Source organism: Bacteroides clarus (assembly GCF_015555825.1).
Taxonomy (GTDB): Bacteria; Bacteroidota; Bacteroidia; order Bacteroidales; family Bacteroidaceae; genus Bacteroides; species Bacteroides clarus.
Map to the genome: position 1 here is coordinate 64,732 of NZ_JADNLF010000009.1, position 25,395 is coordinate 90,126.

Consider the following 25,395-nt stretch of genomic DNA (forward strand, 5'->3'; position numbering starts at 1 on the left):
AGTGAAAGCAATGATATTCGCTGCCGGACTGGGTACCCGCCTTCGTCCGCTGACAGACCACACCCCGAAAGCGCTCGTCTCCGTAGCCGGAAAGCCGATGTTGGAACGGGTGATTCTACGACTGAAAGAGGCCGGATTCAATGACATTACGGTCAACATCCACCACTTCGGAGAACAGATTATCGGGTTTCTCCGCGCCAATAACAATTTCGGCGTCACTATCCACATCAGTGATGAGCGGGATATGCTGCTCGACACCGGTGGCGGGATAAAGAAAGCCCGTCCTTTTCTGGACGGCGACGAGCCGTTCTTAGTACACAACGCCGACATCCTTTCCGATATAAATCTCGCAGAGTTTTACAGGCATCACCGGGAGAGCGATGCGGAAGCTACACTGCTCGTCAGCCGGCGGCAGACATCCCGTTACCTGTTACTGGATGACGCCAACCGTCTGCATGGCTGGATTAATAAATCCACAGGCGAAACCAAGCCCGAGGGGTTCTCTTTCCGGGAAGACCGATACAAGGAAATGGCTTTCGGCGGTATTCACGTCATATCCCCTTCCCTTTTCCGCTATATGGAAAGGGGACAATGGAAAGAAAAGTTCTCCATTATCCCCTTCTACCTGTCTGTCTGCGAAACAGCCCGTATACAGGGCTATCCGCTTCAAGACCGCCATTGGTTCGACATCGGCAAACCGGAAACACTGGCTAAAGCCGAAGCGTACTATTCGTCAGACCGGCAAGCGTCCCCTTCTTTTTAAGCCAATGCCAATATCAGAAGTTGTGCGGTCAGCACCCGTAGGAACATAGCCAGCGGATAAACCGTAGCATATCCCACGGCGGGCGCATCGCACGAAGTCAGTTCCGAAGAATAAGCCAGTGCCGGCGGATTGGTATTCGTTCCTGAAAGTACGCCTATCAGTGTATAGTAGTTCAGTTTCCAGGCATAGCGTCCTATCAGTCCGCCCACCAGCAACGGAACTATCGTTATAATCGCGCCGTATGCTATCCACACATAGCCGCCCTCGTGGATAATGGTATCTACGAAGCCTTTACCCGCTCCCAATCCCACACATGCAAGGAAGAGGGAGATACCTATTTCACGTATCATCAGATTGGCGCTCATGGTGGTATACGTTATCAGTTTATACTGGGGGCCGAAACGGCTGATAAGTATGGATACAATCAGCGGACCGCCTGCAAGCCCCAGCTTGACCGGTTGCGGAATGCCCGGAAACATGAAAGGCAGACTTCCCAAAATACATCCCAACGCTATGCCCAGGAAGATGGGAATCAGGTTCGGATGGTTCAAACGTTTCAAGGAGTTGCCCAGTACCTTTTCCGTATGGCTTACAGCCAGTTCGCTACCCACAATCGTTACCCGGTCGCCCATTTGCAACTGCAGGTGAGGAGTTGCCACCAAATCCACTCCCGAACGGTTGATACGGGTGATGCTTGCACCGAAGTTATTACGGATTTTCAGCTGCGCCAGCGATTTCCCATTCAGTTCCGGCTTGGTAATCAAGATACGGCGGGAAATCAGTTTCTTGTCCTGCTCCCACTCCGCGCTGATCTGCCTGCCGAAAAAGGCGATGATGGCTTCCATATCTTTCGGGTTGGAGATGAACAGAATTTGGTCTTGCAGATGCAATACCGTATCGGCATTCACCAATTCCACCTCGTTTTCCGAATCACGGTGACGGATACGCGAGATGACAAACGCACGGTTCAACAACGGTTTTATCTCCTTTATCGTCTTGCCGTCCACCGCCTCGTTTCGTATCTCCACGGAAACGGGGCGTACGGTCAGCTCCTGCAGATGCCCCAGCCCCTGTTCGGCTTCCGCCTCTTCTTTCCGGGTATTGATATGGAGCAGATATTTCAACGCCAGCAAAGCCAGAATACATCCGATAACACCCAAAGGATACGCCACCGCATAGCCCAATGCTATCTCCGGCGCGTCAATCCCGTTCAAATCGCTGTTGGCCTGCTGCGCAGCGCCCAGTCCCGGAGTGTTGGTCACCGCTCCCGACAAGATGCCGACCATTGTAGTAATAGGTATTCCCGTTATGAAATGAAGCGCCACCGTAATCAGGACACTGATAAACACAACCAGTACCGCCAGCACGTTCAGCGTAAATCCCCCTTTCTTAAAGGCGGAGAAAAAGCCGGGCCCCACCTGCAGACCGATAGAATAAACAAACAGAATCAATCCGAACTCTTTCAGGAAGTGGAGTAAGTGTTCATCCAGATTCAGGTCGAAATGACCGAATACGATACCTACGAACAATATCCAGGTAACGCCCAGCGATATTCCGGCAACCTTTATCTTGCCAAGCATAATGCCGAACGCGATGACAAGCGACAAAATAAGTACGGAGTGCGCCACCCCGCCACCCCACAGATTGGGGTATCCCTCAAAGAGATTTCTTAATAATTCCATAGTTTCAACGTATAATAACAGGGTAATCGGTAATCAAGTAAAAAAAGTACCCCCACAGAAATCACTTCTCCGGGGATACAAGTTTTCACACATTAAAAATAACTATTTATAAAGGCATATTGCCGTGTTTCTTCGGCGGATTGCTCTGGTTCTTGTTATGAGCCATTTCCAATGCCTGTACCAGCTTATAGCGGGTGTTGCGGGGCATGATTATCTCATCGATGAAGCCTCGTTCGGCAGCACGGTAAGGATTGGAGAACTTCTCCTCGTATTCCTTGATAATCTCTTCCTTCTCTTCGGGAGAGGACTTTCTGTACAAGATATTCACGGCTCCTTCCGCGCCCATTACGGCAATCTCGGCCTGCGGATAGGCAAGATTCACGTCAGAGCCGGTAGGCTTGCTGGACATTACGATGTACGCGCCGCCATAAGCCTTGCGGGTTATCAGCGTTATCTTGGGCACGGTAGCCTCTGCATAGGCATAGACAATCTTGGCTCCATGACGGATGATGCCGTTGTGCTCCTGTACCGTGCCGGGCAAGAATCCCGGAACGTCCTCAAACGTTATCAGCGGAATATTGAAACAGTCGCAGAAACGTATAAAGCGGGCCGCCTTGTCCGAAGCGTCGATGTCGAGCACGCCTGCCAGATAAGCCGGCTGGTTGGCTACAATACCCACCGAACGTCCGTTCAGCCGTCCGAAGCCCACCACCACGTTCTTGGCGAAGTGAGGCATCACCTCAAAGAAATACTGGTTATCCAGTACCGGTTCGATAATGTCCTTGATGTCATAAGGCATATTCGGGTCTTCCGGTATGATGGTCTGCAACGCTTCCGTCTGGCGATGAATATCATCCGTACAAGCTGCGAACGGAGCGTCTTCCATATTGTTGGACGGCAGGAAACTCAGCAGTTCACGGATGCTCATCAGCGTCTCCTCTTCCGTATTGCACATAAAGTGGGTGACGCCGCTCTTGCTGCTATGCGTATAGGCGCCGCCCAGTTCTTCCTTGTCCACTTCCTCGTGCGTAACGGTCTTTACCACGTCCGGACCCGTGATGAACATATGGCTCTGCTCCTTCACCATGAAGATAAAGTCCGTCAGTGCCGGCGAATAGCATGCGCCACCCGCACAAGGGCCCAGGATAGCCGAAATCTGCGGGATTACTCCCGAAGCTATCGTATTCTGATAAAAGATGGAAGCATATCCCGCCAGGCTGTTCACGCCCTCTTGTATGCGTGCGCCGCCGGAATCATTCAGGGCGATGACGGGAGCGCCGTTTTTCAATGCCAACTGCTGCACTTTTACAATCTTGGCCGCATTCGTCTCGCTCAGCGAACCGCCATGCGCCGTAAAGTCGTAGGCGTATACAAACACCTGACGTCCGTCAATCTTTCCGTAACCGGTCACCATGCCGTCGCCCGCTATCTGTTTCTTCTCCATGCCGAAGTTCGTGCAACGGTGGGTAACGAACTTATCCAATTCATTGAAAGTGCCCTTGTCCAGCAGCATGTCGATGCGTTCGCGCGCCGTCATGCGCCCGGAGGCGTGTTGCTTCTCTATCTTGTCTACTCCGCCACCCAGCGAGGCGCGTTTATCCAGTTCCTCAAAACGCGCGTATATTTCTTCTCTATTCATGATTATTCTTCTTTAATAAGTTCCAATTCTACCAATACCTGATTCGCGTTTACCGGCTCGCCTTCGTTCACCAATATGTTTTTCACGACGCAGTCCGCATTAACCTTGTAATTGCTCTGCATCTTCATGGCTTCCAGCACTACGGCAATGTCTCCGGCCGCCAGGCGGTCGCCCGCCTTCACGGGAATGCTCACTACCTTACCCGGCATCGGGGCGATAATCTTGTCACCCTGTTTCTCGTCCGCCCCTTTCTTCATGTGCAGATACTTGGCTTGCGTATCCACGATATCCACATGATACGAACGGTAGAACATACTCACGTCATAGCTCTTTCCGCCTTCTCCACGCACCAGTCCCGCGTTGAACGAGTTCCCGTCGTGCAGAATGGAGCAGCTTCCGTTTTCCGCCATTACGATATCCACTTCGTACGGCTTCCCGTCGATGGTGAGCTGTACCTTATTTCCCTCTTTACTGACCAGCGTAACGTCCGCCACACGGTCTCCGATATGTATTTCCATAAACAATTTCCTTTAAATTCTCAGCACACCCTTCTGCAATCCGAACTCGCGCCAGCGGCTGATAGGACGGCCGTCGGGCAACTGTGTCGAAGCGTTCTCTTCCAGGTTCACCAGATAATCCATATAAGCCGCAATCATGGCGACGTTCTCTATCTCTTCGTTGCTGCCGTTGGAGCGTACCAGCATGCGCGCGTTCTTCTCGATGAACAGCGTGTTGTACTCGCCCTTCACAAAATCGGGCACGTGCATGATACGTTTCAGATAGGCAAGGTTGGTTTTCAGTCCGGTTATCTTATACTCGTACAGCACACGGCGCATACGCTCGATGGCGTATTGGCGGGTGGTGGCCCATACGATGAGCTTACCTATCATCGGGTCGTAGTAGACGGGGATTTCGTATCCCTCGTACACGTTACTGTCAATGCGCACGCCGATACCGTTCGGTTCGGTCAGTTGCCTGATGATACCCGGCGAAGGCATGAAGTTGTTCTCCGTATCTTCGGCGCAGATACGGCACTCTATGGCATGACCGCGCTGGAAGATGTCTTCCTGGCGGAGATGCAGCGGCTGGTTGTCGGCTACAAAAATCTGCTCTTTCACCAAGTCCACGCCCACCACTTCTTCCGTGATGGGATGCTCCACCTGCAAACGCGTATTCATTTCGAGGAAGTAGAAGTTCCTGTTCTTGTCCACCAGAAATTCGATGGTACCCGCACCCGAATAGTTTACGGCCTTGGCGGCGGCAACCGCCTTCTCTCCCATCTCCTTGCGCAGCTCTGGCGTCAGGAACGGTGACGGGCTTTCTTCCACAATCTTCTGGTTGCGGCGTTGCACCGAACACTCGCGGTCGAACAGATGAATCACATTGCCGTGGTTATCACCCAAAATCTGGAACTCTATGTGATGCGGTTCTTCCACAAACTTCTCCAGATACACCGTGTCGTCGCCGAATGAGGACATCGACTCCGAACGCGCCGTATTATACGCTTCCACCACTTCTTCTTCCTTGTGAATAAGGCGCATGCCTTTGCCGCCACCGCCCATAGACGCTTTCAGCATCACCGGATAACCGATTTCGTTACAGATGCGTACGGCCTCTTCGGCACTTTGCAAAGGCTGTTCCGTACCCGGCACTACGGGTACGCCGGCCGCAATCATCCGCTTGCGGGCGGCTATCTTGTCGCCCATGGCTTCCATGGTTTCCGCCGAAGGGCCGATGAAGATAATGCCTTCTTCCTTGCAACGGCGGGCAAACTCCGAATTCTCCGACAAGAAGCCGTAGCCCGGATGAATAGCATCCGCACCGCAATGCTTCGCCACTCCGATTACTTTCTCTATGTTCAGATAACTCTCTTTGGCCGCGGCCGCTCCTATCGGATAGGCTTCGTCGGCGTACGCTACATGATGCGAAGTACGGTCGGCTTCGGAAAATATAGCCACGGTCAGTATTCCCATTTCCTTGCAGGAGCGCATCACGCGCAGGGCAATCTCACCTCTGTTCGCTATCAATACTTTCTTTATCATTTTCTCTTGATTTATTTATATAAGGAATATTTCCGGCCGCCAATTGCGTCAGACAAGCATGACACAAGCAATCCGGATAGGTTTCTTTCAAATAAGCGTGTTGCTCCGGGCTCAGCCGGACGGACGCGCAATGACACTGTAATATATCATTGTGCATGCACTCGAATGTTGCACCACAACGCGGACATACCTTTTGCATAGGCATCTCTTTTTTTATAGTTAAACGTTAACTTGGGCTTCGTACTGCTTTCCTATCCCACGAGAAAAGACAGACTTTAATGAATGGCAGGTCTTCTGACTGACTCCTTATCTTGATGCCTTCCCGATATATAAACGCATATCAGTGGCAAAGGTTCTTATCAAGACTTCGTTTGACGGAGCTTCACAGCAGCGGGACTGTCCGGGATTTACACCCGGTTCCCTTTTAATCCGAACGGCAGATACGTCCGTCCGGAACCGATTCGGGGGGCAAAGATAAAGAAAAACTAAAATAATTAGGAATAAAAGACAAAATAATGTATAAAAGTCTTTATCTTTGCTCCCGGAATTGGCAATCGGGAAGGCATATCCGCCTGCCGATGTAAGGGAATCCGGTGCAAAACCGGAGCTGTACCTGCAGCTGTAATCCTCAGTAAAAGACGCTTGTATCCGCAAAAGCCACTGTCGCAGCAATGCGATGGGAAGGCAATACAAGCAGAGGAGAGCCAGAATACCTACCAGTTTCCGTAACTTGAGCACTGAGCTTCCAGGATTAGAAGCGATGTCCCCCATACTGATACGATAGGATTCCTATTTTACTCTTTCGGGCCATTATCCCTTTCGCACACAGAAGCGACGTGCCGTTTTATTTTATTCAACGTAAAAATCGGTAGACGATGAAGCACAAGTATTGGCTTGAAGCGGTACTGCTGTGCGGTGTGATGCAATCAGCCACAGCGCAAAGTATCCTTAAAAACAAAGATGAGAAAGAACTCTCGTTACTGCTCAACGAAGTAGTGGTAACAGGTACGGGAACCGAACACTACCTGAAAGACGCCCCCGTGCAGACAGAAGTGCTCACAGGAAAAGCATTGGAGCAATACCAGGCGCGCAGCATCGACGACCTTCTCAGCGGTCTCAGCCCTTCCCTCACCTTCCATGACGGCGATATGGGCAGTCACATTCAGCTCAACGGACTGAACAACGACTATATCCTCATCATGATAAACGGCAAACGCATGAACGGGGACATCGGCGGACAGAACGACCTCAACCAACTGAATCCCGCCAACATAGAGCGCATCGAGATTGTGAAAGGCGCCGCCTCTTCGCTCTACGGCAGCGATGCCATCGCCGGAGTCATCAATATCATCACCAAGCAGAGCAGGGAGAAGATGGAACTCACCAATACCACTCGTGTGGGCGAGCATGGCGACGTACGGCAGAGCACCAGTTTCGGCTTCAGCTACGGCAAACTGAAATCGGTGACCGGCATCAACTTCCGCCATACCGACGGCTGGCGCAATACGGACATGCAATGGGACCAGAACCAACTGAAGTCCGGCTCTACCATGCTTACCGTCAACCGTTCCAGCAACTACACCCTCTCCGAGAATCTGGAGTGGCAGGTAAACAAGAGACTGAACCTCACCGCCGAAGGAACGTACTACGAACGCTGGGTGATGCGTACGCACGGCCCGTGGAAGTACCTGCCCAACGACTTCTACTACCGCAACTACACCTTTGCCGCCGGAAGCAGGTACAAGCTGAACGGGCGCAACTACCTCACCGCCGACCTCTCATACGGCCGCTACGGTTACTTCTACGACTATAAGCTGAAAGACATCACCGACTACTTCAAAGACGGCGACCGCATCACCTACTACCCCGGCCAGCGCATCAAACAGAGCATACAGCAACAAGTGCTGGCGCAGGTGAAAGGCATCTTCTACTTCGGCGACCGGCACATCCTCAATACCGGTATAGAGTACCAGTACAACCGCCTGGAATCGCCCCACCACATAGCGGGCGACCTCGCTTCCGTCTATACGCTCGCCGCCTACGCGCAGGAAGAATGGACTGCCACGGACAGCTTTATACTGACCGCCGGCGTGCGCGGCACGCAGCACAAGGAAACCGGACTGAACCTCAGCCCCAAAGTATCCGCGCTCTACAAGGCCGGCGACTTCAACCTGCGCGCTTCCTACGCCATGGGCTTCAAAGCGCCTACCATCAAAGAGCTCTACTACGAATACACAGGCAGCATCGGCGGCGGCTCTCTCACCGCCTATCATGGCAATACCGGCCTCAAGGCGCAAACCTCACAATACGCTTCCGTCAGCGTGGAATACGTGGGGAGCAAGTTCCAGGCGAGCCTGACAGGTTACGCCAACTTCATCCGCAACATGATAGAGCTGGTAGAGATAAAAGTCACCCCCGAAGAGAAACTCCTCGAGATAGAGAAAAGCAAGAGATACACCAACCTCACGAAAGCCCGCATCTACGGAATGGACTTCACCTTCAACTACCGCCCCGTAAAAGACATCATGCTGGGCGGCGGGTACAGCTATGCCGATCCGAAAGCGCAGTATGCCGCCGATAAGGGCGACAACTACATGAAATATCTCTACATCGACGCCACATCCAACCATAACGCCACGCTCAACGCCACCTGGCAGCACACGTGGAACCGTTACCGCCTCGGCTTGGGAGTGTACGGCCGATACCAGTCAACCCGCCACTACGTCAACGACAACAATGCCGACGGCTTCCAGACATGGCGCGTCAACACCGCCCATACCCTGATGAAAATGCGGTTCTGGACGCTGACGATGAACATAGGCGTAGACAACCTCTTCGACTACGTAGACCGCACTCCTTTCGGACGCAACCGGGCTACCAGCACGCCGGGAAGGAATTTCTACGCATCGGCGCTCATAAAGTTCAAGAATAAGTAAGGAAGTCCGCTTCATTAACTCCTGAATTCCCAATAACAAAATATCTTTTTTATTAATCAATTTACAAACAAAGTATGAAAAGTTTCAAGTTTTATCTGATGGCGGCTCTCGTAGCGGCCGCAACTTGCGCGGGATTCACTTCCTGCAGTGACGACGACGATGCGGAAAGTACCGTAAATCCCGCAACCAGGGTAGTAGCCGAAACCAAGAAGCATGATACCGCTATCCTGCTCTGTACGTTCGGAAGCACTTATAACGAGTCGTTGGATGTATACAACGACATCATCGCCGATTTTCAGAAGCAGTTCCCTCAAACAGACATCTACATGTCGTTCACCTCACGTACCTGTATCGGCCGTGCAGAGGCTTCTACCGGCGAGGCGCGCTACAAACTGGACCAATGGCTGAAAGCTATCGGCGATGCGGGATATGCACGCGTAGCCGTACAGTCGCTTCACGTTATCCCCGGTGAGGAATACCTCTCGCTGATGAATACCGATATCAAGAAAAACTTTATGATTGACTGGTACCCGCACATCGACGTACTGAAAGGCGCCAACCTGCTCTCTACCGATGACGATACGGAAGAAGTGGCACGGGTTCTTTACACTCATTACAAGGACAAACTGGCCGACAAGAAGAACATCGTTCTCCTGATGGGACACGGTAACCCCGATGTGAACTACAATGCCAACATCAAGTACTCCGAAACCCAAACCGCCTTGCAAGCCCTCGCCGCGAACAAGAATATCTTCGTAGGTACCGTAGACTACGGCGAAATGCTTTTCTGGCCGAAAGAAGAGGAAGAGAAAGCCGCAGACCGCATACCGGTAGCCTCTCCCGACCAAATGATAAGCAGCTATCCCGGCTGCATCTACTCACAAGTGATGAAGTATTGCAAAGACAATAACCTGCAACCCGCAGACGTAACCGTTTACCTCGCTCCTTTCATGTCCATCGCCGGCGACCACGCCCACAATGACCTTTGGGGTATCGAAGCGATAGCCGAAAACAAAGGCTCGGACGAAGTGGAACTCAACACCAACGAATACAGTTGGCGCGAACGTCTGGAAAAAGCAGGTTTCAAGGTAGACAGAGCGTTTGAAGCCCACCCCGTAGGCCAGGCCGATGCCGACCACGGTATCAAAGACGGTTGCGGTATCAAAGCTTTGGGCAGCTATCCCGAAATACGTGCAATCTGGGTGAACCACCTGAAAGAGCAATGGGATACCGACGCTTGGGAAAACGGTGAAGGGTATCAACCGGAAGCATAACGTTCTTCCTTTTACCGACAGATGTCCGGCTAAGAAAGAACATCTTTGTCCCACTGCCGGAAAACGACAAATATTTTCTTAATTCAATAAGGAAGAAAAGGAGAAAAAAGGCAGAGGCAGAGAGAAAAAGCGGGTATTTCTCATTTCGGGAGAGATGCCCGCTTATTATATTAATAATCAAACCATTAAATCAAAATTTTAAAGAATATCCAAACTTTTTCAGGTTCATTCCAAGGGTCGTTTCCTATATGACCCTCTTTGGCCGCCATAAAACAAATCATCCCAACGCCGAATGACAACATTTTTCTATAAAAAGACAAGATAAGCACAACCCTCTTTCACAAGCAGCTCCTCTCATTTGCAAACCATCCGGAAACCCTAAAAATCATCTGTGCCGAATGGACACATCAACCAGGCAACACTCTTCTTTTTTATTTTACAAAATAAGATTCCGATTCACAATGACGATTAATATTGCCCAAGCATCCTATTTTTCACAATCATCTATAAATCAAATAAATACCTTAAAAATAGGCGGCTAAATAGGGGCAATAAGGAAATGAGCCTAAAAACGACCCTTTCCTTAAGAGCCCATCAAGTAAAAATAACCGACAGCACCCCCTTTCTCATCCGTCTTACAAGCTAAAAATATTCATCCCATGAGACCAAACCAACCGTCTCACGAGATGAAAACATTCATCCCCCGAGACAAAGCGAATCATCCCGTAAGACCGATTGCATTATCCCGCCCTTTCCTTCATCAATTAAAAATAAACCCCTATCTTTGTCACCGCTTAGGTGATACACCCGTTGTTCCAACGAGTTGTATAAAAGGGAATCCGGTGCGAAGCCGGAACAGTGCCCGCTACTGTAAAGCCACTTTGCCCCGTCCGCTTACCGCGGCAACGGAGCATACGGAAAACATTCTTCAAAACGATGCCACTGTCTTACAGACGGCTGCCGATAGCAAGCGCCGGTTCGGGCGCATCGCAGTCCGGGGGACGGGAAGGTGTGGTTTTCCGCAGGGCTGAGTCAGGAAACCTGCCTTGGCGATTACACAGTCAACGCCTTCCCGGGGTCAGGAAGACAAGTATTAATCTTACATTTTTCAATAAATGAGAACCAAATGTTTATTGGCAGCCATGCTGTGCTGCCTGACACTCCTGCTCCATGCCCAGACCGCATTGAGCGGAAAAGTGGTGAGTGCCGGCACCAACGAGCCCCTCGTAGGGGTAAATATCCGCGTAGACAACAGTCTGACGGGATGCACCACCAACGGAAGAGGAGAATTTACCATCGACAACCTGCCCGGCGGACAGCACACGCTGCGCTTCTCCTACATCGGCTTCACCCCCGGGAAATACACTACGGACGGACAGGAGACTGACATCCTCGTAAAGCTGGAAGAGAGTTACAGCAACCTCAGCCAGGTGGTAGTGACCGGAACCGGTACGCACCGCCGCATGACGGACAGCCCCGTTCCCGTCTCCGTAATCACGGCCAAAGAAATAGGCGGCGCCAACGTATCCACGCTGGAAGAAGCGCTGGTGAAACTGACGCCCAACATATCTTCCTACACCAACGGCATGGGCACTACCATGAGCCTGAACGGCATCAACGAGGACTACATACTGATACTGGAAAACGGCAAGCGTCTGGCAGGCGAAGACCGCTACACGCGCATCAACGTGGCCAACATCAAGCGCATCGAGATACTGAACGGCGCAGCATCCGCCCTGTACGGAAGCGATGCCATAGGCGGCGTTATCAACATCATCACGGACGATGCCCGGAACACCGTAAACGTATCCAGCTACACCCACTACTCCGGCGAAGGACGCCTGACGGAAAGCGTCAATGCCGATGTCAATGCGGGCAAGTTCTCCTCTTACACTTCCTACCAGCGCCGTCAGGCAGGAAGCTGGCAGAACAACAACATCGACGAGAACGGCTACGAAACCGGACGTCCTACTTCCGTAGGTTTCTACTCCAACACCGTAAACCAGCGTTTCGTGTTCAATGCCACAGATAAACTGTCGTTCTACGCGCGCGGTACTTATTATGATAATAAAACCCGCCGTCCGCAGGATGCCACCTACTATGCCAAAAGCAAAGGCCAGTTCGTGCAGAAAGACGCCTATACCTACAACCTGAGACACGAGACCTATACCTATGGCGCCGGCATGAAGTACATGATAAACCGTTCGGCCTACATCGACGCGGAATTCTACTCGGACAATTTCTCGTCGGACTATATGTACTTCAAGAAATCGGGCAGCTATCTGCCGGGCGACCAAGTAACCCGCAAGCAAGTGCGCTACTACAACGGAAACATCAAAGGTATCTTCCGCCTGGGCAGCCGCAACAAGCTGTCCGCCGGAGTGGAATACGTAAACGAGGGGCTTGAGAGCGAATCGGACAACATCGACTCCCGCCACATGTACACCCTCGCTTTCTATGCGCAGGATGAAATAAAACTGCCCCTGAACCTGCAAGCCGTACTGGGCATACGCTACATCTACAACGAGAACTTCAAGAATTATGCCACTCCCAACGTATCGCTGATGTACAAGCTCGGCGGACTGAACCTGCGCGCCGCCTATGCGGCAGGCTTCCGTACGCCTACCCTGTCGCAACTCTACGCCACCGACGAGTCCAAGACCAGCAACCGCTACACCACGGGCAACGTCGGTTTGAAACCGGAAAAGAACAACTTCTACTCGCTGAATGCGGAGTACAACTACCGCCGGCTCTCCGTGTCCGTCACCGGGTTCATCAACGACATCCGCGACATGATAAACTACCGCACCCTCTCCGACCAGGAAATACACGACATGGGACTGGACGACAAGCACGCCACCTTCGACGAGATACGCCAGCGCGACAACGTGGACAAAGCTAAGACCAAAGGCATCAGCCTGAACGCCAGCCTGAACCTGGGCGCGGGCTTCAGGGCAGGCGGCGGATACACGTACATGGACACCGAAGCCAAGCAGTTGCAAGCCGACGGCAGCTACGAAGTGTCGCCCATAGACAAAAGCGTCAGGCACATGGGGAACATCAACGGCCAGTGGGAACACGCCTGGAGCTTCTACCGCCTGAACGTAAACGTGCACGGACACCTGCAAGGCGAACGCTACTCGCAAACGTACGGTTATGCTCCCAAATTCCAGCAATGGGATTTGAACACCCGCCATACCTTCAACCTGCAATCCGTGATTCTGGAACCGGGCATAGGCATCGAAAACATCTTCGACAAGACAGACGACCGCCCCTGGAACAACAACTTCTCCACGCTCAACCCGGGACGCTCGGTGTATGTGAGCCTGTCGGTACGATTCAAGAAATAAAACAGTAACCATTTTTATAAAACAGCAATCACTTTCGTTTATGAAAACCTCTCTTCTCTCCCTGCTCCTTGCCGTTTCTCTCTTCTGCGCCGCGCACGAAGGGGGAAACTTCGTGTCGAGCGATATGCTCGCAAGTATGAAACCCGGCGAAAAGGCCGCGTTGCTTATGGTACACTTCGGCACGACGCACGACGATACGCGCGCGCAGACGATTGACGCCGTCAATGCCCAGGCGCGCAAGGCTTTTCCCGACCTGGAATTTCGCGAAGCCTACACTTCGCGTATCATCATACGCCGCCTCAAGGCGCGCGGCGTCGACAAACCCACCCCGCTGGACGCGCTGCTCCAACTGCGTGGAGAGGGCTATACGCACATTATCGTGCAAAGCACCAATATCATCGACGGCGTGGAAATGGAGTCGCTCCGCCGTGATGTGGAAAGCGTGCTGCCTTTCTTCAAGGAGATACGCGTAGGCACTCCCCTGCTCTATTCGGTGGAAGACGCGGAAAAAGTAGCCGGTATTCTGGGACGACGCCTCGATGCTTCGGTACGGCAGGGCGCCAAGAAGAAGTCCCAAGAACACTTCGTATTGGTGGGACACGGCACTTATACGCCCGGTACCGCTGCGTACAGTCAAATGGACTATATGCTGAAAGCGGCCGGATTCGGCAACTTCCATGTGGGGACCATCGAAGGCTATCCCACCTTTGAGACCATGCTGGCGCAACTGAAAGCGGCCCAGGCAAAGAGCGTGACGCTCGTCCCTTTTATGTTTGTAGCCGGCGACCACGCCAAGAACGATATTGCCGGAGAATGGCGGGAGATGCTTGAGAAAGAAGGCTATACCGTTCATGTGCGTATGGAAGGTTTGGGGCAAATACCTGAAATACAGGAGATATTCGCAGACCATATCCGTTTCGGGCTGAAGCACCGCATGCAGGGCATCATGGAAAAGAAAGCGGCCTATGCGGCAGGAGAAAAAAACGAGTGAGAAAGTTGCATTTTCATGCCTTAATGTGATAAATAGAATGTATCTTTGTAGACTGTAAGCGCAACGCTTACCATGCTCTGCAAGAACAGAAGCGATAAGCCAGATAGCAAATGAAACAATCCAAAATAATCATTGCCGGCATCGGTCCGGGCAATGAGCAAGACATAACACCCGCCGTAATTACCGCTTTGCAGGAAGCCGATGCAGTAGTGGGATATAAATACTACTTCCGTTTTGTCACTCCACACTTACGTCCCGGTACGGAATGTATCGATACGGGGATGAAGCGGGAACGCGTCCGCGCCGAACAGGCTTTTGAACTGGCGGAACAGGGAAAAACGGTGTGCGTCATCAGTTCGGGCGATGCCGGGATTTACGGTATGACGCCCCTTGTGCATGAGATGAAGCGGGAACGGAACAGCGACGTAGAGATTGTTTCCCTGCCGGGTATCAGCGCGTTTCAGAAAGCGGCTTCCCTGCTGGGAGCTCCTGTGGGACATGACTTCTGCGTTATCTCCCTCTCAGACCTGATGACACCGTGGGAACGCATCGAGAAACGCATCATTGCCGCTGCCGCAGCCGATTTCGTGACAGCCGTCTACAATCCCAAAAGCGATGGCCGCTACTGGCAACTTTACCGGCTGAAAGAGCTGTTCCTGCTGGAAGGGCGCTCACCGCAGACGCCCGTAGGATATGTGCGCCAGGCGGGACGTCCCGAACAGGAAGTGCACATAACGACGCTGGAAGCGTTCGACCCCGAAGAGACGGATATGTTTACCGTTGTACTGATAGGCAATTCGCAGTCGTACGAATGGAACGGAGCGATGATTACTCCGCGGGGATATTACCGGGAAGAGGCGGAAACCCACCCTCGGCAACTCCCGACCAACAAAGGACAGGATATTATGATACGGAGTTTCCGCACCATCGAGAAAGAGCTCAAGAACGGGAACATTCCTCTCGACCATAAATGGGCGTTGCTGCATGCCATCCATACCACCGCGGACTTTGAAATGGAAAAGCTGCTGCACACAGACGACAAAGCAGTGGAAACATTATATCAAGGCATCACCGGAAAGCGTATACGGACTATCGTCACAGATGTGACAATGGCCGCCAGCGGTATTCGCAAAGGGGCTTTGGAGCGTTTGGGCATAGAGGTGAAATGCTACCTCGGCGACCCTCGCACCGCAGCGATGGCAACGGAGAAAGGAATCACCCGCACACAGGCCGGCACACGCCTCGCCGTCGAAGACCATCCCGACGCCCTCTTTGTATTCGGCAACGCTCCGACAGCCTTAATGGAACTCTGCGACCTTATACGCAAAGGGAAAGCGCATCCGGCAGGGATTATCGCCGCTCCGGTGGGCTTTGTGCACGTACAGGAGTCCAAGCACATGATAAAGCCTTTCACCGCCATCCCGAAGATAATCGTGGAAGGGCGCAAAGGCGGAAGCAACCTCGCCGCGACATTGGTAAACGCCATTTTGTGCTACAATGACGCGGAGCAACTGCGACCGGGACGGGACGTGTGAAACAACGGTTAAGGATTAACGATTAGTGGTGAGCGATTGGTTATGCAACGGAAATTTATCATTATAGGAACGGACGATAACCGGACGCCTTTCTTTCCGCCGGAAGTATTGGAACACATACGGCGCGGGAAGGTCTTTTCGGGGGGAGTACGGCATAAAGAGATTGTCGGGAACTTGCTACCGGATGATGCGGAATGGATTTCCATTACCGTACCGTTGGAGAATGTATTCGCGCGATATGAGAGGGTGTTCGGCGGTGACGAATGCGGGCAAACGGATGCCGGCCACAGGCAAATCGTGGTCTTCGCTTCGGGCGACCCGCTGTTTTTCGGCTTTGCCAATACGGTGAAACGGAAATTGCCGGATGCCGAAATCAAGCTCTACCCCTCTTTCAACTCTCTCCAGACATTGGCGCACCGCCTCGTAATGCCTTATGACGATATGCGCACCGTTTCGCTGACGGGACGTCCCTGGCACGAGTTCGACCGTGCCCTGATAGAGCGCGCTCCCAAGATAGGCATCCTTACCGACCGGGAACATACACCCGCCGCTATCGCGTCCCGCATGCTGGAATACGGGTATGACCGTTACACCATGTATGTAGGGGAGCATCTCGGCAACCCCGAAAAAGAACGTATCCGCCACATGACGCTACGGGAAGCGGCGCAAGGCGGTTTCGAGCATCCCAACAACCTGTTGCTTTGCGCCACCGCTTCCTTAGAAGCCCGTCCTTTCGGCATTCCCGACGAACGGTTCGCGCACTTGAACGGACGCGCCCGCATGATAACCAAAGCGCCCGTCCGCCTGCTTACCTTACAGGCGCTGGAGCTGAACCGGCGTCGTGTATTCTGGGATGTCGGTTTCTGCACCGGGTCGGTATCCATCGAAGCCCGGCTGCAATTTCCCCACCTCACGGTCGTTTCCTTCGAGGTACGCGCCGAGGGCGAAGAACTGATGAATATCAACAGCCGCCGCTTCGGTACGCCGGGCATCACGGCAATCACAGGCGATTTCCTGCAAACGGCGACCGATGCTCTCCCCCGCCCCGACGCCGTCTTTATAGGCGGACACGGCGGACGGCTGCCGGAAATGCTGGCGAAGATAAAGGAAAACTTACAGCCCGGCGGATGTATCGTCTTCAACTCCGTATCGGCAGACAGTAAAAACGCGTTCACGGAAGGAGCCGAAGCCGCCGGCCTGATACCGCATCCGTCCGTACGCATCGCGCTGAATAATTATAACCCCATCGAAATTATGAAAGCGACGCTTTCATAAAACAATAAGACAAGATATATCCATTATGAAAACAGACATACCTGTTATGAAAGCGGACGCTCCCCGCATGAAGACGGCCATCATGCTCGTCTCGGAAGCGGGACTGGCTTCTGCGCGGCTGTTGCTCAAGGAGTTTCCCGAAGCGGAGATTTTCACCCCGCGCCATGAAGACGGATGTACGCACATCGAATCGACCGGCAGCTTCACTGCCGAGAACTTCAACCGTTACGACACATTTATCTTCATCGGAGCCATGGGCATCTGCGTACGCTCCATCGCCCCCTGCGTGAAGAACAAGTACACCGACCCCGCCGTAATCTGCGTGGACAGTACGGGCAGATACGCCATCTCCGTCCTGTCCGGACATATCGGCGGAGCCAACGAACTGACCGCAGCGATAGCTGGCGCATTGGGAGCCGAGCCCGTGATAACCACCCAAAGCGACCTTACCGGACTGTGGGCGTTGGACAAACTGCCCGGGCGTTTCGGCTGGTTCCCGATACTCAATGTGGATGCTTCCGCCCTGCGGCTGGCGGAGCTCGCCCAAACTCGCGAGGAGAAGATGAAGGCGTGCATGAACGAGCCTATCCGCCTCTTCGTAAGCGGAAAGCCCACCGCGCTGCTGCTGGAAGTCCGCGACAAGGGTACCGACTGGCTGGAAGCGCATCTTCCCCCTCATGTAGAGGTGTTCTATCGTCTGAAAGACATTGAGGTATCCCGCTTCCAACTGGTGCTGTGCGTCTCGCCGCAGGTGCATTACATAGAGGGTACGCCGTCTATCTGCTATGTGCCGCGAATGGTGCACGTCGGCATCGGACTTGCCCGCCAGGCCGGGCCTGTGAAGGAAGTGACGGAAGAGATTCTGGACAGGCTGAAAGAATACGGCATTCCCCGGCAGGCCATCGCATCCATCGCTACGATTGACGCCAAGCGTGACGAGCCGGTGGTGAAGTCGCTCCAAAAGGAATACGACGTCTGTTTCTACACGGCCGAAGAGCTGGCGGCGACAGACGTGCCGCATCCCAGCAAAACCGTGATGAAGCACATGGGTACGCCCAGCGTGAGCGAGGCGGCAGCGTTGCTGTCTTCCGGCAACAGTGAGCTGATAATGCCGAAACGTAAAGGCGGGAACTATACGGTAGCCGCCGCTATAAATATCCGCGCCTTGCGCCGGGGACACATCGAGATTGTAGGCGCAGGCCCCGGTGACCCCGACCTTATCTCCGTACGGGGACGGGAGATGCTGGAAAAGGCCGACCTCATCCTCTATGCAGGCAGCCTCGTGCCCCGTGAGCTGACGCTTTGCGCCAAACCGGGCGCAACGGTGCGCAGCTCCGCTTCCATGGATTTGGAAGAACAGTTCGCGCTGATGAAAGATTTCTACGACAAAGGAAAGTTCATCGTGCGCCTGCATACGGGCGACCCCTGCATCTACGGAGCGATACAGGAACAGATGAACTACTTCGACCGATACGGCATGAGCTATCACATCACGCCGGGCATATCTTCTTTCCAGGCAGCGGCGGCGGCTCTGAAGTCGCAATTCACCATTCCGGAGAAAGTACAGAGCATCATACTGACCCGCGGCGAAGGACGGACTCCTATGCCCGAACGGGAGAAACTGCACCTCATGGCACGCTCGCAAAGCACCATGTGCATCTTCCTCAGCGCAGGCATCGCGGAACAGGTACAGGCGGAACTTCTGCAAGAGTACCCGGAAACAACCCCCGTAGCCGTATGCTATCACCTCACCTGGCCGGACGAACGCATCTTCCGGGGAGAGCTGAAAGACCTTGCACGGATAGTAAAAGAGAATAACCTGACCCTGACAACCATGATTGTCGTAGGCGAGGCTATCGGCAATCGCGAAGGACTGTCGCGACTGTATGCACACGAATTCAAACACTTATTTAGAAAATAAAAAAATGATATTAGTATTAGGCGGTACAACCGAAGGACGCATAGCCGTCCAAACACTTGAGGAAGCTGGAAAGCCCTTCTATTATTCAACCAAGGGTTACGAACAAGACATTCCTCTGCATAACGGCATCCGCCTGCAAGGTGGCATGGATAAAGACGCTATGGAATCTTTCTGCCGTAAAGAGAACATTTCACTGTTGATAGATGCCGCGCATCCTTTTGCCGAGGAGCTGCACAGGAACGTCAACGACGTATCCGACAAGCTTCAGATTCCGGCCATCCTCTACGACCGCATTTACCCCCGCATAGAAAAGCATGACGGTATCGTATGGTGCGACAGTTTTGAAGACGCCGTCCAAAAGATAAAGAAGGAAGAGGTCTACATACTACTGGCGCTGACAGGAGTAAAGAGTATAGGCAAACTGAAAGCGCTCTGGCAGGAAAGCTGCCGCTGCTATTTCCGTATCCTCGACCGTGAGAGTTCACGCGAATTGGCGAGAAGCGAGGCATTCCCCGAAGAATATTTGCGTTACTACCATGCCGGAGAAGACGAACGCCTGCTGATACGGCAGATACGTCCCGATGCTATCGTAATCAAAGAAAGCGGCGCTTCCGGCGGGTTTTCCGAGAAGGTGGAAGCAGCCCAGGAACTGGGCATCCGCATCTTCATCATAAAGCGTCCGCCGCTCCAACCCAATCTCCTGCCCGTAAACGGGCGACACGGTCTGCGAAGAATGGTAGAGCTGTACCATCCCGGATTCTATGACCTGCGCAGCGGGTTCACCACGGGAACATGCGCGGCCGCAGCGGCCGCAGCAGCCATATGGGATATATTCAACCTCGACGGAACTCTCCGTCCCCCGGAGTTTATAGTAACCCTACCCAATGGGGAGATGATAGGAGTTCCCGTAGAGCCTCAGAAGCAACGTCCCCGTTCCAGTTCCGTCAACGACAACTGGATGGTGGAATCGGAAGCCTGCGTCATAAAAGACGCGGGAGACGACCCCGACATTACCAACGGAATGCAGATTAAGGTGAATATCGCCCTGCCGTTCAATATGGACGAGGTGAACAGTGGAAAGCAGCAAGACGATTATAACATCATCATCGCCGGCGGAGAAGGGATAGGTATCGTCACCATGCCGGGATTAGGACTGGAACTGGGAGCGCCCGCCATTAATTCCACGCCACGCAAGATGATAGAAGAGAATGTAAGGATGTACCTCAGCTATGTCGGCGTGCCTAAAATGAGCAATCCCATCGTTGTGACCATCTCCGTACCCGGCGGCGAGGAAATAGCCAAGCGTACCTTCAATCCCCGTCTGGGCATAGAAGGGGGACTATCCATCATCGGTACGTCGGGTATCGTGAAGCCGTTCTCCAGCGAGGCGTTCGTAAGCTCTATCCGCAAGTCGATGGAAGTGGCGCGCGCCACGGACAGCCCGCGTGTGGTTATCAGTTCCGGGGCAAAGAGCGAACGGTACATCAAGGCCTACTATCCCGGGTTGCCGGTACAGGCCTTTGTACATTACGGCAACTTCATCGGCGAGACGCTGAAGATAGCCGACGAGCTGAAACTGCCCCGTGTCACGCTGGGAGTAATGATAGGCAAAGCCGTGAAACTGGCGGAAGGCCACCTTGATACCCATAGCAAGAAGGTTGTGATGAACAAGGACTTCATTCAGGACATAGCCAGCCGGGCGGAATGCGGCGAAGACGTATTGGCCGCTATCCGGAAGATGAATCTGGCGCGGGAGTTATGGGACATCATTCCCGCGGAAAAGCTGGAAACATTCGCCAAGCTATTGATAGAGCTTTGCAGGCAGTGCTGCGCTCCCCTGTTACCCGACGGAGAGCTCACGATTTTATTAATCGGCGAAGACGGAAAGATATATGTATGAAAAAGGCATTGATGATAATGTGCATGGCGGTTGCCACATCGGCCGTCCGGGCGCAGTCACCTATCTCCTTTTATGCAGAGGCGGGAATCGGAACTTCCCGCCTTTACGGAAAGCACTCCGGCAGTGATACGCAAATAGCCTGCAAAGCGGGGATAGGCGCGGAATACGCGTTGAATAAGACCTGGACGCTGCGATCCGCGTTGGAATTTGTATCCATAGGCGGCAGGGATGATATGGACTACGTGCGGAACGCCGGGATGAACGAGCTGTACTTGCAGATACCCGTCAGGGTGGCCGCAAGGCTGCCGTTGGGAAAGGATTACCACGCCTCGCTGAATGTCGGCCCGTACATCGCCTGCGGTGTGGGCGGAAAGACATCCGGCAGCATCCCGTATTATTACAGCGGCAGCTCCGCCGACGGAAACAGGCGGTTCAAGATGGATACGTTTGGTTGCGTCCTGGAGAATAATGCCGGAAACAGGCGGTTGGACGGCGGTATCGTCGTGGGAATCGCTTTGGAATACCGCAGGTTCGTCATCGGTGCAGAGGCGCAGGTGGGGCTGGTAAAGGTCAATCAGCAACTGAGGCAGGTAATAGATACGGAAGAGTTCCATAACTACCTGCCCCGAAACTTCGCTTCATTCTTTACCGTAGGATATAAATTCCGATAACGGCCGGATGATTGCTATTTACAATGCGAGCGCTCATGGAGCTTCGCCAATAAATCCTCGATACTGGTAAGGCGCACCGGTTCTTCACCGGGACGATGCAGGACAAAAGTGCCGTCTCCCTTCAAATCGCCTGTCTCGATACAGGTGTCCGACTCTACGTTGCGGTTGGCGAGGACGCCGTTGCGCTGCAAGGCTTTGCGTACCATGGCGTATCTCTGCCCATGACCCGACAGACGTATCTGAGAGGTATATTCATTGTCTACACGGAACAATCCGGTTTCCAAGTCGAACACGATGCCCTTGCGGGCGAAGAAGCTGCTAAGGCTGCCGTTCAGCGACAGGTCTTCGGGAGTACCGATAGTGACACCGTTCGCCTTGTCCATGAGCCAGATTTTGTCGGCTATTTGCAGAGCCAGTTCGAGGTCGTGCGTGGAGAGGAAAATGGTCTTGTCCGTCTGCCGGCTGAGGTGGTGCAGCAGTTGCATCATTTCCACCTTGCTGGGAAAGTCGAGAAAGGCGGTAGGTTCGTCCAGGTAAATCACAGGAGTTTCCTGCGCAAGCGCTTTGGCTATCATGACTTTCTGACGCTCGCCGTCGCTCAGCGTATGCACCATCCGATGCGCAAGGTGAGAAATACCGACCAGGGAAACGGAGTGCTCCACTATATGCCTGTCCTCTTTGGTAAGCGTCCCCCAAAAGCCTGTATAAGGGCTGCGTCCCAGTCCTATCAGCTCCGTAACGGACATGTTGCGGATGTCGCATTTCTCCGTCAGCACTACGCTGATAACGCGCGACAGTTGCTTGTCGGTATAGGATTCAATCTCTTTTCCTTGGATATGTATCTCTCCACCCAGTTTGGGCTGGAAAGCGGACAGGGTACGGAGTAATGTGGACTTACCCACTCCGTTGGCACCCAGCAGGCAGGTCAGCTCGCCGCTGTTGATGCCGGCGCAGATGCCGTCCGCCACTACCTTCACATCACTCTTACCGGGATAACCGATAGAGAGATTCTCGATATGTATAGTCTCGTTCTTCAATATATATGATATTACAGTTTGATATACTTGATATGGTCGTTTGACGTACTTGATACGCCTGTTTGACATACTTGATACACCCGTTTTGACAGACCTGACATTTCATTCGTTCAGCTCCCCTTTTCTCTTTCTGAAAAGTACGGACGCAACCACCGGAGCGCCTACCAGCGCAGTCACCGAATTGACGGGCAACGCCCCCTCGAATCCCGGCATACGGGCAATCAGATTGCACACCAACGCCAATGCGGCGCCTACCAGCAAGGTGGCGGGCATCAGGATGCGATGGTCGGACGTATGGAAGATGGCGCGGCACAAATGAGGCACTGCCAGCCCGATAAACATAATAGGCCCGCAGTAGGCGGTGACAATGGCCACCAGCACTCCGGAACAGGATATGACGAGCAGGCGCGCCCGCTTGATGTTCAGTCCCAGGTTGCGTGCATAGCCGTCGCCCAGCAGCAACAGGTTCATGGTCTTTATCAGCAGGAACGACAAGGGCAGCAACACTGCCATAATGCAGACAAACAGCAGCATCTGGTCGCCGGAGACGCGCGCAAAGCTGCCCAGCCCCCAGATGACGTATGCCCGGATATCCTCTTCCACGCTGAAGTATTTCAGTACGCCGATAATGGCGCTTGCCACATAGCCTATCATCACGCCGATAATCAGCAGCGTCACATTTCCCTTTACCTTCTGGGAGACGTAGACTATCAGCGCCATCACGGACAATGCCCCGATAATGGCGGCGACGGACAGCGCTACCTCTCCCATATATCCCAGACGGCTCAGCGCCACACCGCCCATAGCACCGGACAGCAGCACCACGCAGGCTACTCCCAGGCTCGCTCCCGAACTGATGCCCAGCACCGAAGGTCCTGCCAGCGGATTACGGAACACCGTCTGCATCTGCAAACCGCTGACCGAAAGCCCCGCTCCCGCCACCAACGCCGTAAGAGCCTGCGGCACACGGCTTTTCCAAAGGATATTGCTCCAGATAACTTCCTGATTGCTCATCATATCGGGGGTGGAAGCCGCTCCCGTCCCCCACAGCAATTCCCATATCTTGCCAAACGGGATATGGACGGAGCCCAGCAACAGGTTCAGCAAAAAGAACAGGAAGATGGATGCCAGTATAAGGAGCATCAACGGCAGCGCAGGTCTTTTCATCGGTTCAGTCGCTCGTAATAAGTGGGTTTGTAATCGGGCAGCAGGTCGGGATGAAAAGCATGAATCAAATCTTCCAAGACTACCTCGGGCTGCATGGGCATACTCTCATAGAAGGGCTTCTCACGCATATTGCAGTAGATTACCCCTTGCTCACGGAAAGCGCGAAAGTCGGCATAGCGAGGGTCTAAGGACTTCAAGGCGTCGTAAGAGAATGTTCCGTCATAGCTGTTGACGATGCGCCAGTAGTCGGCGCTCTCCGCCTGACTGTACACCGTCTCGAAATCCAGTGTCACGCCCCCCGAACGAGGGTCGTCTTTCAGGAAATAGTCCGCCCCGGCATCACGAAACAGCTCGGCGAGGAAACTCTTTCCGCCTACCGCATACCAGTTGCCGCCACGCATTTCACCGCTGAACACCACAGGACGTCTTTTCACACCGGCCACCAGCTCTTTCAGCTCGTTATACCGTTTCTCTATCCCGGCAAACCCGGCATTCGCCTCTGCTTCCCGGCCGATGAACATGCCGATGAACTTTATCCATTCCGCCTGTCCCAGCGGAGTCATCTCCTTATATCCCAAATGCGGAACCAGCGGAATGCCTGTCTCACGCATGGCATCATATCCGCCCCGCTTGAAAGGAGAGATAAAGATGACATCGGGGTTTATGCTCATAATCACCTCATTATCGAAGTTTCCCTCAATCCCTATTTTGGATGTCTTCCCCGATTTCAGACGCTCTTTCATCTCCTTGTTGAACAGGTGGCGGGTACTGGTGATGCCCGCCACGTAGTCGCAGGCATCCAAACGGATGAAGTTGGACAGTTGCAGGGAAGTCATGCAGATGGCATGCTTCACCGGAGTTTCTATCACGGTATAGCCGTCGGGGATACCGGCAGGCTTCGCGCCCTTCGGAACCAAGGCATACCGGAAAGTATTCCCCTCTTCTTTCTGAGGGTCGCGTATGTCCACCAAGCGTACATTTCCCGGCAGATATTTCACCGTATAGCCTTTGGCGTAGACGGGAACAATTGCGGAAACGGTGTCCGTAACGGAGACCGCAACAGCCGCGGAACCGGAATCACCGGACGCTTGCCGGGACTTCGCGCCGCAAGAAGTCATAGACAATGCACACGCGAATGCAATACCCATGAGAGGTAATCTGGTCATGATTATTCGGTTTTATATTTCAGAGCACAATATTCGGCAATTTTGG

18 protein-coding genes and 3 riboswitches are annotated in these 25,395 nt (G+C 53.2%); of the genes, 10 read left to right on the forward strand and 8 right to left on the reverse strand.

Translation table 11 applies throughout. The features are described from left to right. The first annotated feature begins 1 nt into the window (after nucleotide 1). Entirely contained in the window at nucleotides 2-763 is a 762-nt protein-coding gene (locus I2F54_RS11095) for a sugar phosphate nucleotidyltransferase (RefSeq protein ID WP_195501232.1), read from the forward strand. Here the strand turns inward: I2F54_RS11095 and I2F54_RS11100 are convergent. The 5 genes from I2F54_RS11100 to I2F54_RS11120 all read right to left on the reverse strand — a co-directional run bounded on the left by I2F54_RS11100 (nucleotide 760) and on the right by I2F54_RS11120 (nucleotide 6,331). Then, nucleotides 760-2,445: a putative transporter gene (locus I2F54_RS11100; RefSeq protein ID WP_009120856.1), complete on the reverse strand. Its 1,686-nt coding sequence runs from the start codon at nucleotides 2,443-2,445 to the stop codon at nucleotides 760-762. The genes I2F54_RS11095 and I2F54_RS11100 overlap by 4 nt on opposite strands. 106 nt (nucleotides 2,446-2,551) lie before the next feature. Continuing rightward, the gene (locus I2F54_RS11105) at nucleotides 2,552-4,084 is read right to left on the reverse strand and encodes an acyl-CoA carboxylase subunit beta (protein ID WP_009120855.1); all 1,533 of its coding nucleotides are present in this window, start codon (nucleotides 4,082-4,084) and stop codon (nucleotides 2,552-2,554) included. 2 nt (nucleotides 4,085-4,086) lie between these two features. Beyond that, a complete protein-coding gene (locus I2F54_RS11110) occupies nucleotides 4,087-4,602 on the reverse strand; it encodes an acyl-CoA carboxylase biotin carboxyl carrier protein subunit (RefSeq protein WP_009120854.1) in 516 nt (171 codons plus the stop codon). 12 nt (nucleotides 4,603-4,614) lie between these two features. After that, the gene (gene accC / locus I2F54_RS11115; protein ID WP_148359728.1) at nucleotides 4,615-6,126 is read right to left on the reverse strand and encodes an acetyl-CoA carboxylase biotin carboxylase subunit; all 1,512 of its coding nucleotides are present in this window, start codon (nucleotides 6,124-6,126) and stop codon (nucleotides 4,615-4,617) included. Next, nucleotides 6,092-6,331 (reverse strand): cysteine-rich CWC family protein, encoded by a 240-nt coding sequence (locus I2F54_RS11120; RefSeq protein WP_073212646.1) that lies wholly within the window; start codon nucleotides 6,329-6,331, stop codon nucleotides 6,092-6,094. The genes accC and I2F54_RS11120 overlap by 35 nt, the downstream gene beginning before the upstream one ends. 62 nt (nucleotides 6,332-6,393) lie before the next feature. Then, a riboswitch (cobalamin riboswitch) is annotated at nucleotides 6,394-6,603 on the reverse strand. A 54-nt stretch (nucleotides 6,604-6,657) separates the two neighbouring features. Continuing rightward, a riboswitch (cobalamin riboswitch) is annotated at nucleotides 6,658-6,861 on the forward strand. A gap of 140 nt (nucleotides 6,862-7,001) precedes the next feature. Between I2F54_RS11120 and I2F54_RS11125 the strand changes: the two genes are divergently transcribed. The 9 genes from I2F54_RS11125 (at nucleotide 7,002) to I2F54_RS11165 (ending at nucleotide 21,979) form a co-directional block, all read left to right on the forward strand. Then, the gene (locus I2F54_RS11125; RefSeq protein ID WP_009120851.1) at nucleotides 7,002-9,062 is read left to right on the forward strand and encodes a TonB-dependent receptor plug domain-containing protein; all 2,061 of its coding nucleotides are present in this window, start codon (nucleotides 7,002-7,004) and stop codon (nucleotides 9,060-9,062) included. Between the two features lie 74 nt (nucleotides 9,063-9,136). Continuing rightward, entirely contained in the window at nucleotides 9,137-10,336 is a 1,200-nt protein-coding gene (locus tag I2F54_RS11130; RefSeq protein WP_195501233.1) for a sirohydrochlorin cobaltochelatase, read from the forward strand. A 779-nt stretch (nucleotides 10,337-11,115) separates the two neighbouring features. After that, a riboswitch (cobalamin riboswitch) is annotated at nucleotides 11,116-11,399 on the forward strand. Between the two features lie 52 nt (nucleotides 11,400-11,451). Then, nucleotides 11,452-13,686, forward strand: a complete 2,235-nt coding sequence (locus I2F54_RS11135; protein WP_195501234.1) for a TonB-dependent receptor — start codon at nucleotides 11,452-11,454, stop codon at nucleotides 13,684-13,686. Nucleotides 13,687-13,726: 40 nt separating this feature from the next. After that, a complete protein-coding gene (locus I2F54_RS11140; RefSeq protein WP_195501235.1) occupies nucleotides 13,727-14,677 on the forward strand; it encodes a sirohydrochlorin cobaltochelatase in 951 nt (316 codons plus the stop codon). Between the two features lie 110 nt (nucleotides 14,678-14,787). Then, a complete protein-coding gene (cobJ, locus tag I2F54_RS11145) occupies nucleotides 14,788-16,212 on the forward strand; it encodes a precorrin-3B C(17)-methyltransferase (RefSeq protein ID WP_195501236.1) in 1,425 nt (474 codons plus the stop codon). Nucleotides 16,213-16,254: 42 nt separating this feature from the next. Next, nucleotides 16,255-17,487, forward strand: coding sequence for a precorrin-6y C5,15-methyltransferase (decarboxylating) subunit CbiE (gene cbiE, locus I2F54_RS11150; protein ID WP_195501237.1), 1,233 nt, complete (start codon nucleotides 16,255-16,257; stop codon nucleotides 17,485-17,487). Nucleotides 17,488-17,554: 67 nt separating this feature from the next. Beyond that, nucleotides 17,555-19,408, forward strand: a complete 1,854-nt coding sequence (gene cobM / locus I2F54_RS11155; RefSeq protein WP_195501284.1) for a precorrin-4 C(11)-methyltransferase — start codon at nucleotides 17,555-17,557, stop codon at nucleotides 19,406-19,408. Nucleotides 19,409-19,412: 4 nt separating this feature from the next. Further along, nucleotides 19,413-21,308 (forward strand): cobalt-precorrin-5B (C(1))-methyltransferase CbiD, encoded by a 1,896-nt coding sequence (gene cbiD / locus I2F54_RS11160; protein WP_195501238.1) that lies wholly within the window; start codon nucleotides 19,413-19,415, stop codon nucleotides 21,306-21,308. After that, complete coding sequence (locus I2F54_RS11165; protein WP_195501239.1) at nucleotides 21,305-21,979, forward strand: outer membrane beta-barrel protein; 675 nt, start codon at nucleotides 21,305-21,307, stop codon at nucleotides 21,977-21,979. The genes cbiD and I2F54_RS11165 overlap by 4 nt, the downstream gene beginning before the upstream one ends. Before the next feature lie 14 nt (nucleotides 21,980-21,993). Here the strand turns inward: I2F54_RS11165 and I2F54_RS11170 are convergent, their stop codons facing one another. From I2F54_RS11170 to I2F54_RS11180, 3 genes are all read right to left on the reverse strand, one after another. Then, on the reverse strand, nucleotides 21,994-23,016 hold the full coding sequence (locus I2F54_RS11170) for an ABC transporter ATP-binding protein (RefSeq protein WP_195501240.1): 1,023 nt from the start codon (nucleotides 23,014-23,016) through the stop codon (nucleotides 21,994-21,996). Between the two features lie 102 nt (nucleotides 23,017-23,118). After that, a complete protein-coding gene (locus I2F54_RS11175) occupies nucleotides 23,119-24,183 on the reverse strand; it encodes an iron ABC transporter permease (RefSeq protein WP_009120841.1) in 1,065 nt (354 codons plus the stop codon). Next, nucleotides 24,180-25,349: an ABC transporter substrate-binding protein gene (locus tag I2F54_RS11180; protein WP_195501241.1), complete on the reverse strand. Its 1,170-nt coding sequence runs from the start codon at nucleotides 25,347-25,349 to the stop codon at nucleotides 24,180-24,182. Before I2F54_RS11180 ends, I2F54_RS11175 begins: the two co-directional genes overlap by 4 nt. Nucleotides 25,350-25,395: the final 46 nt, after the last annotated feature.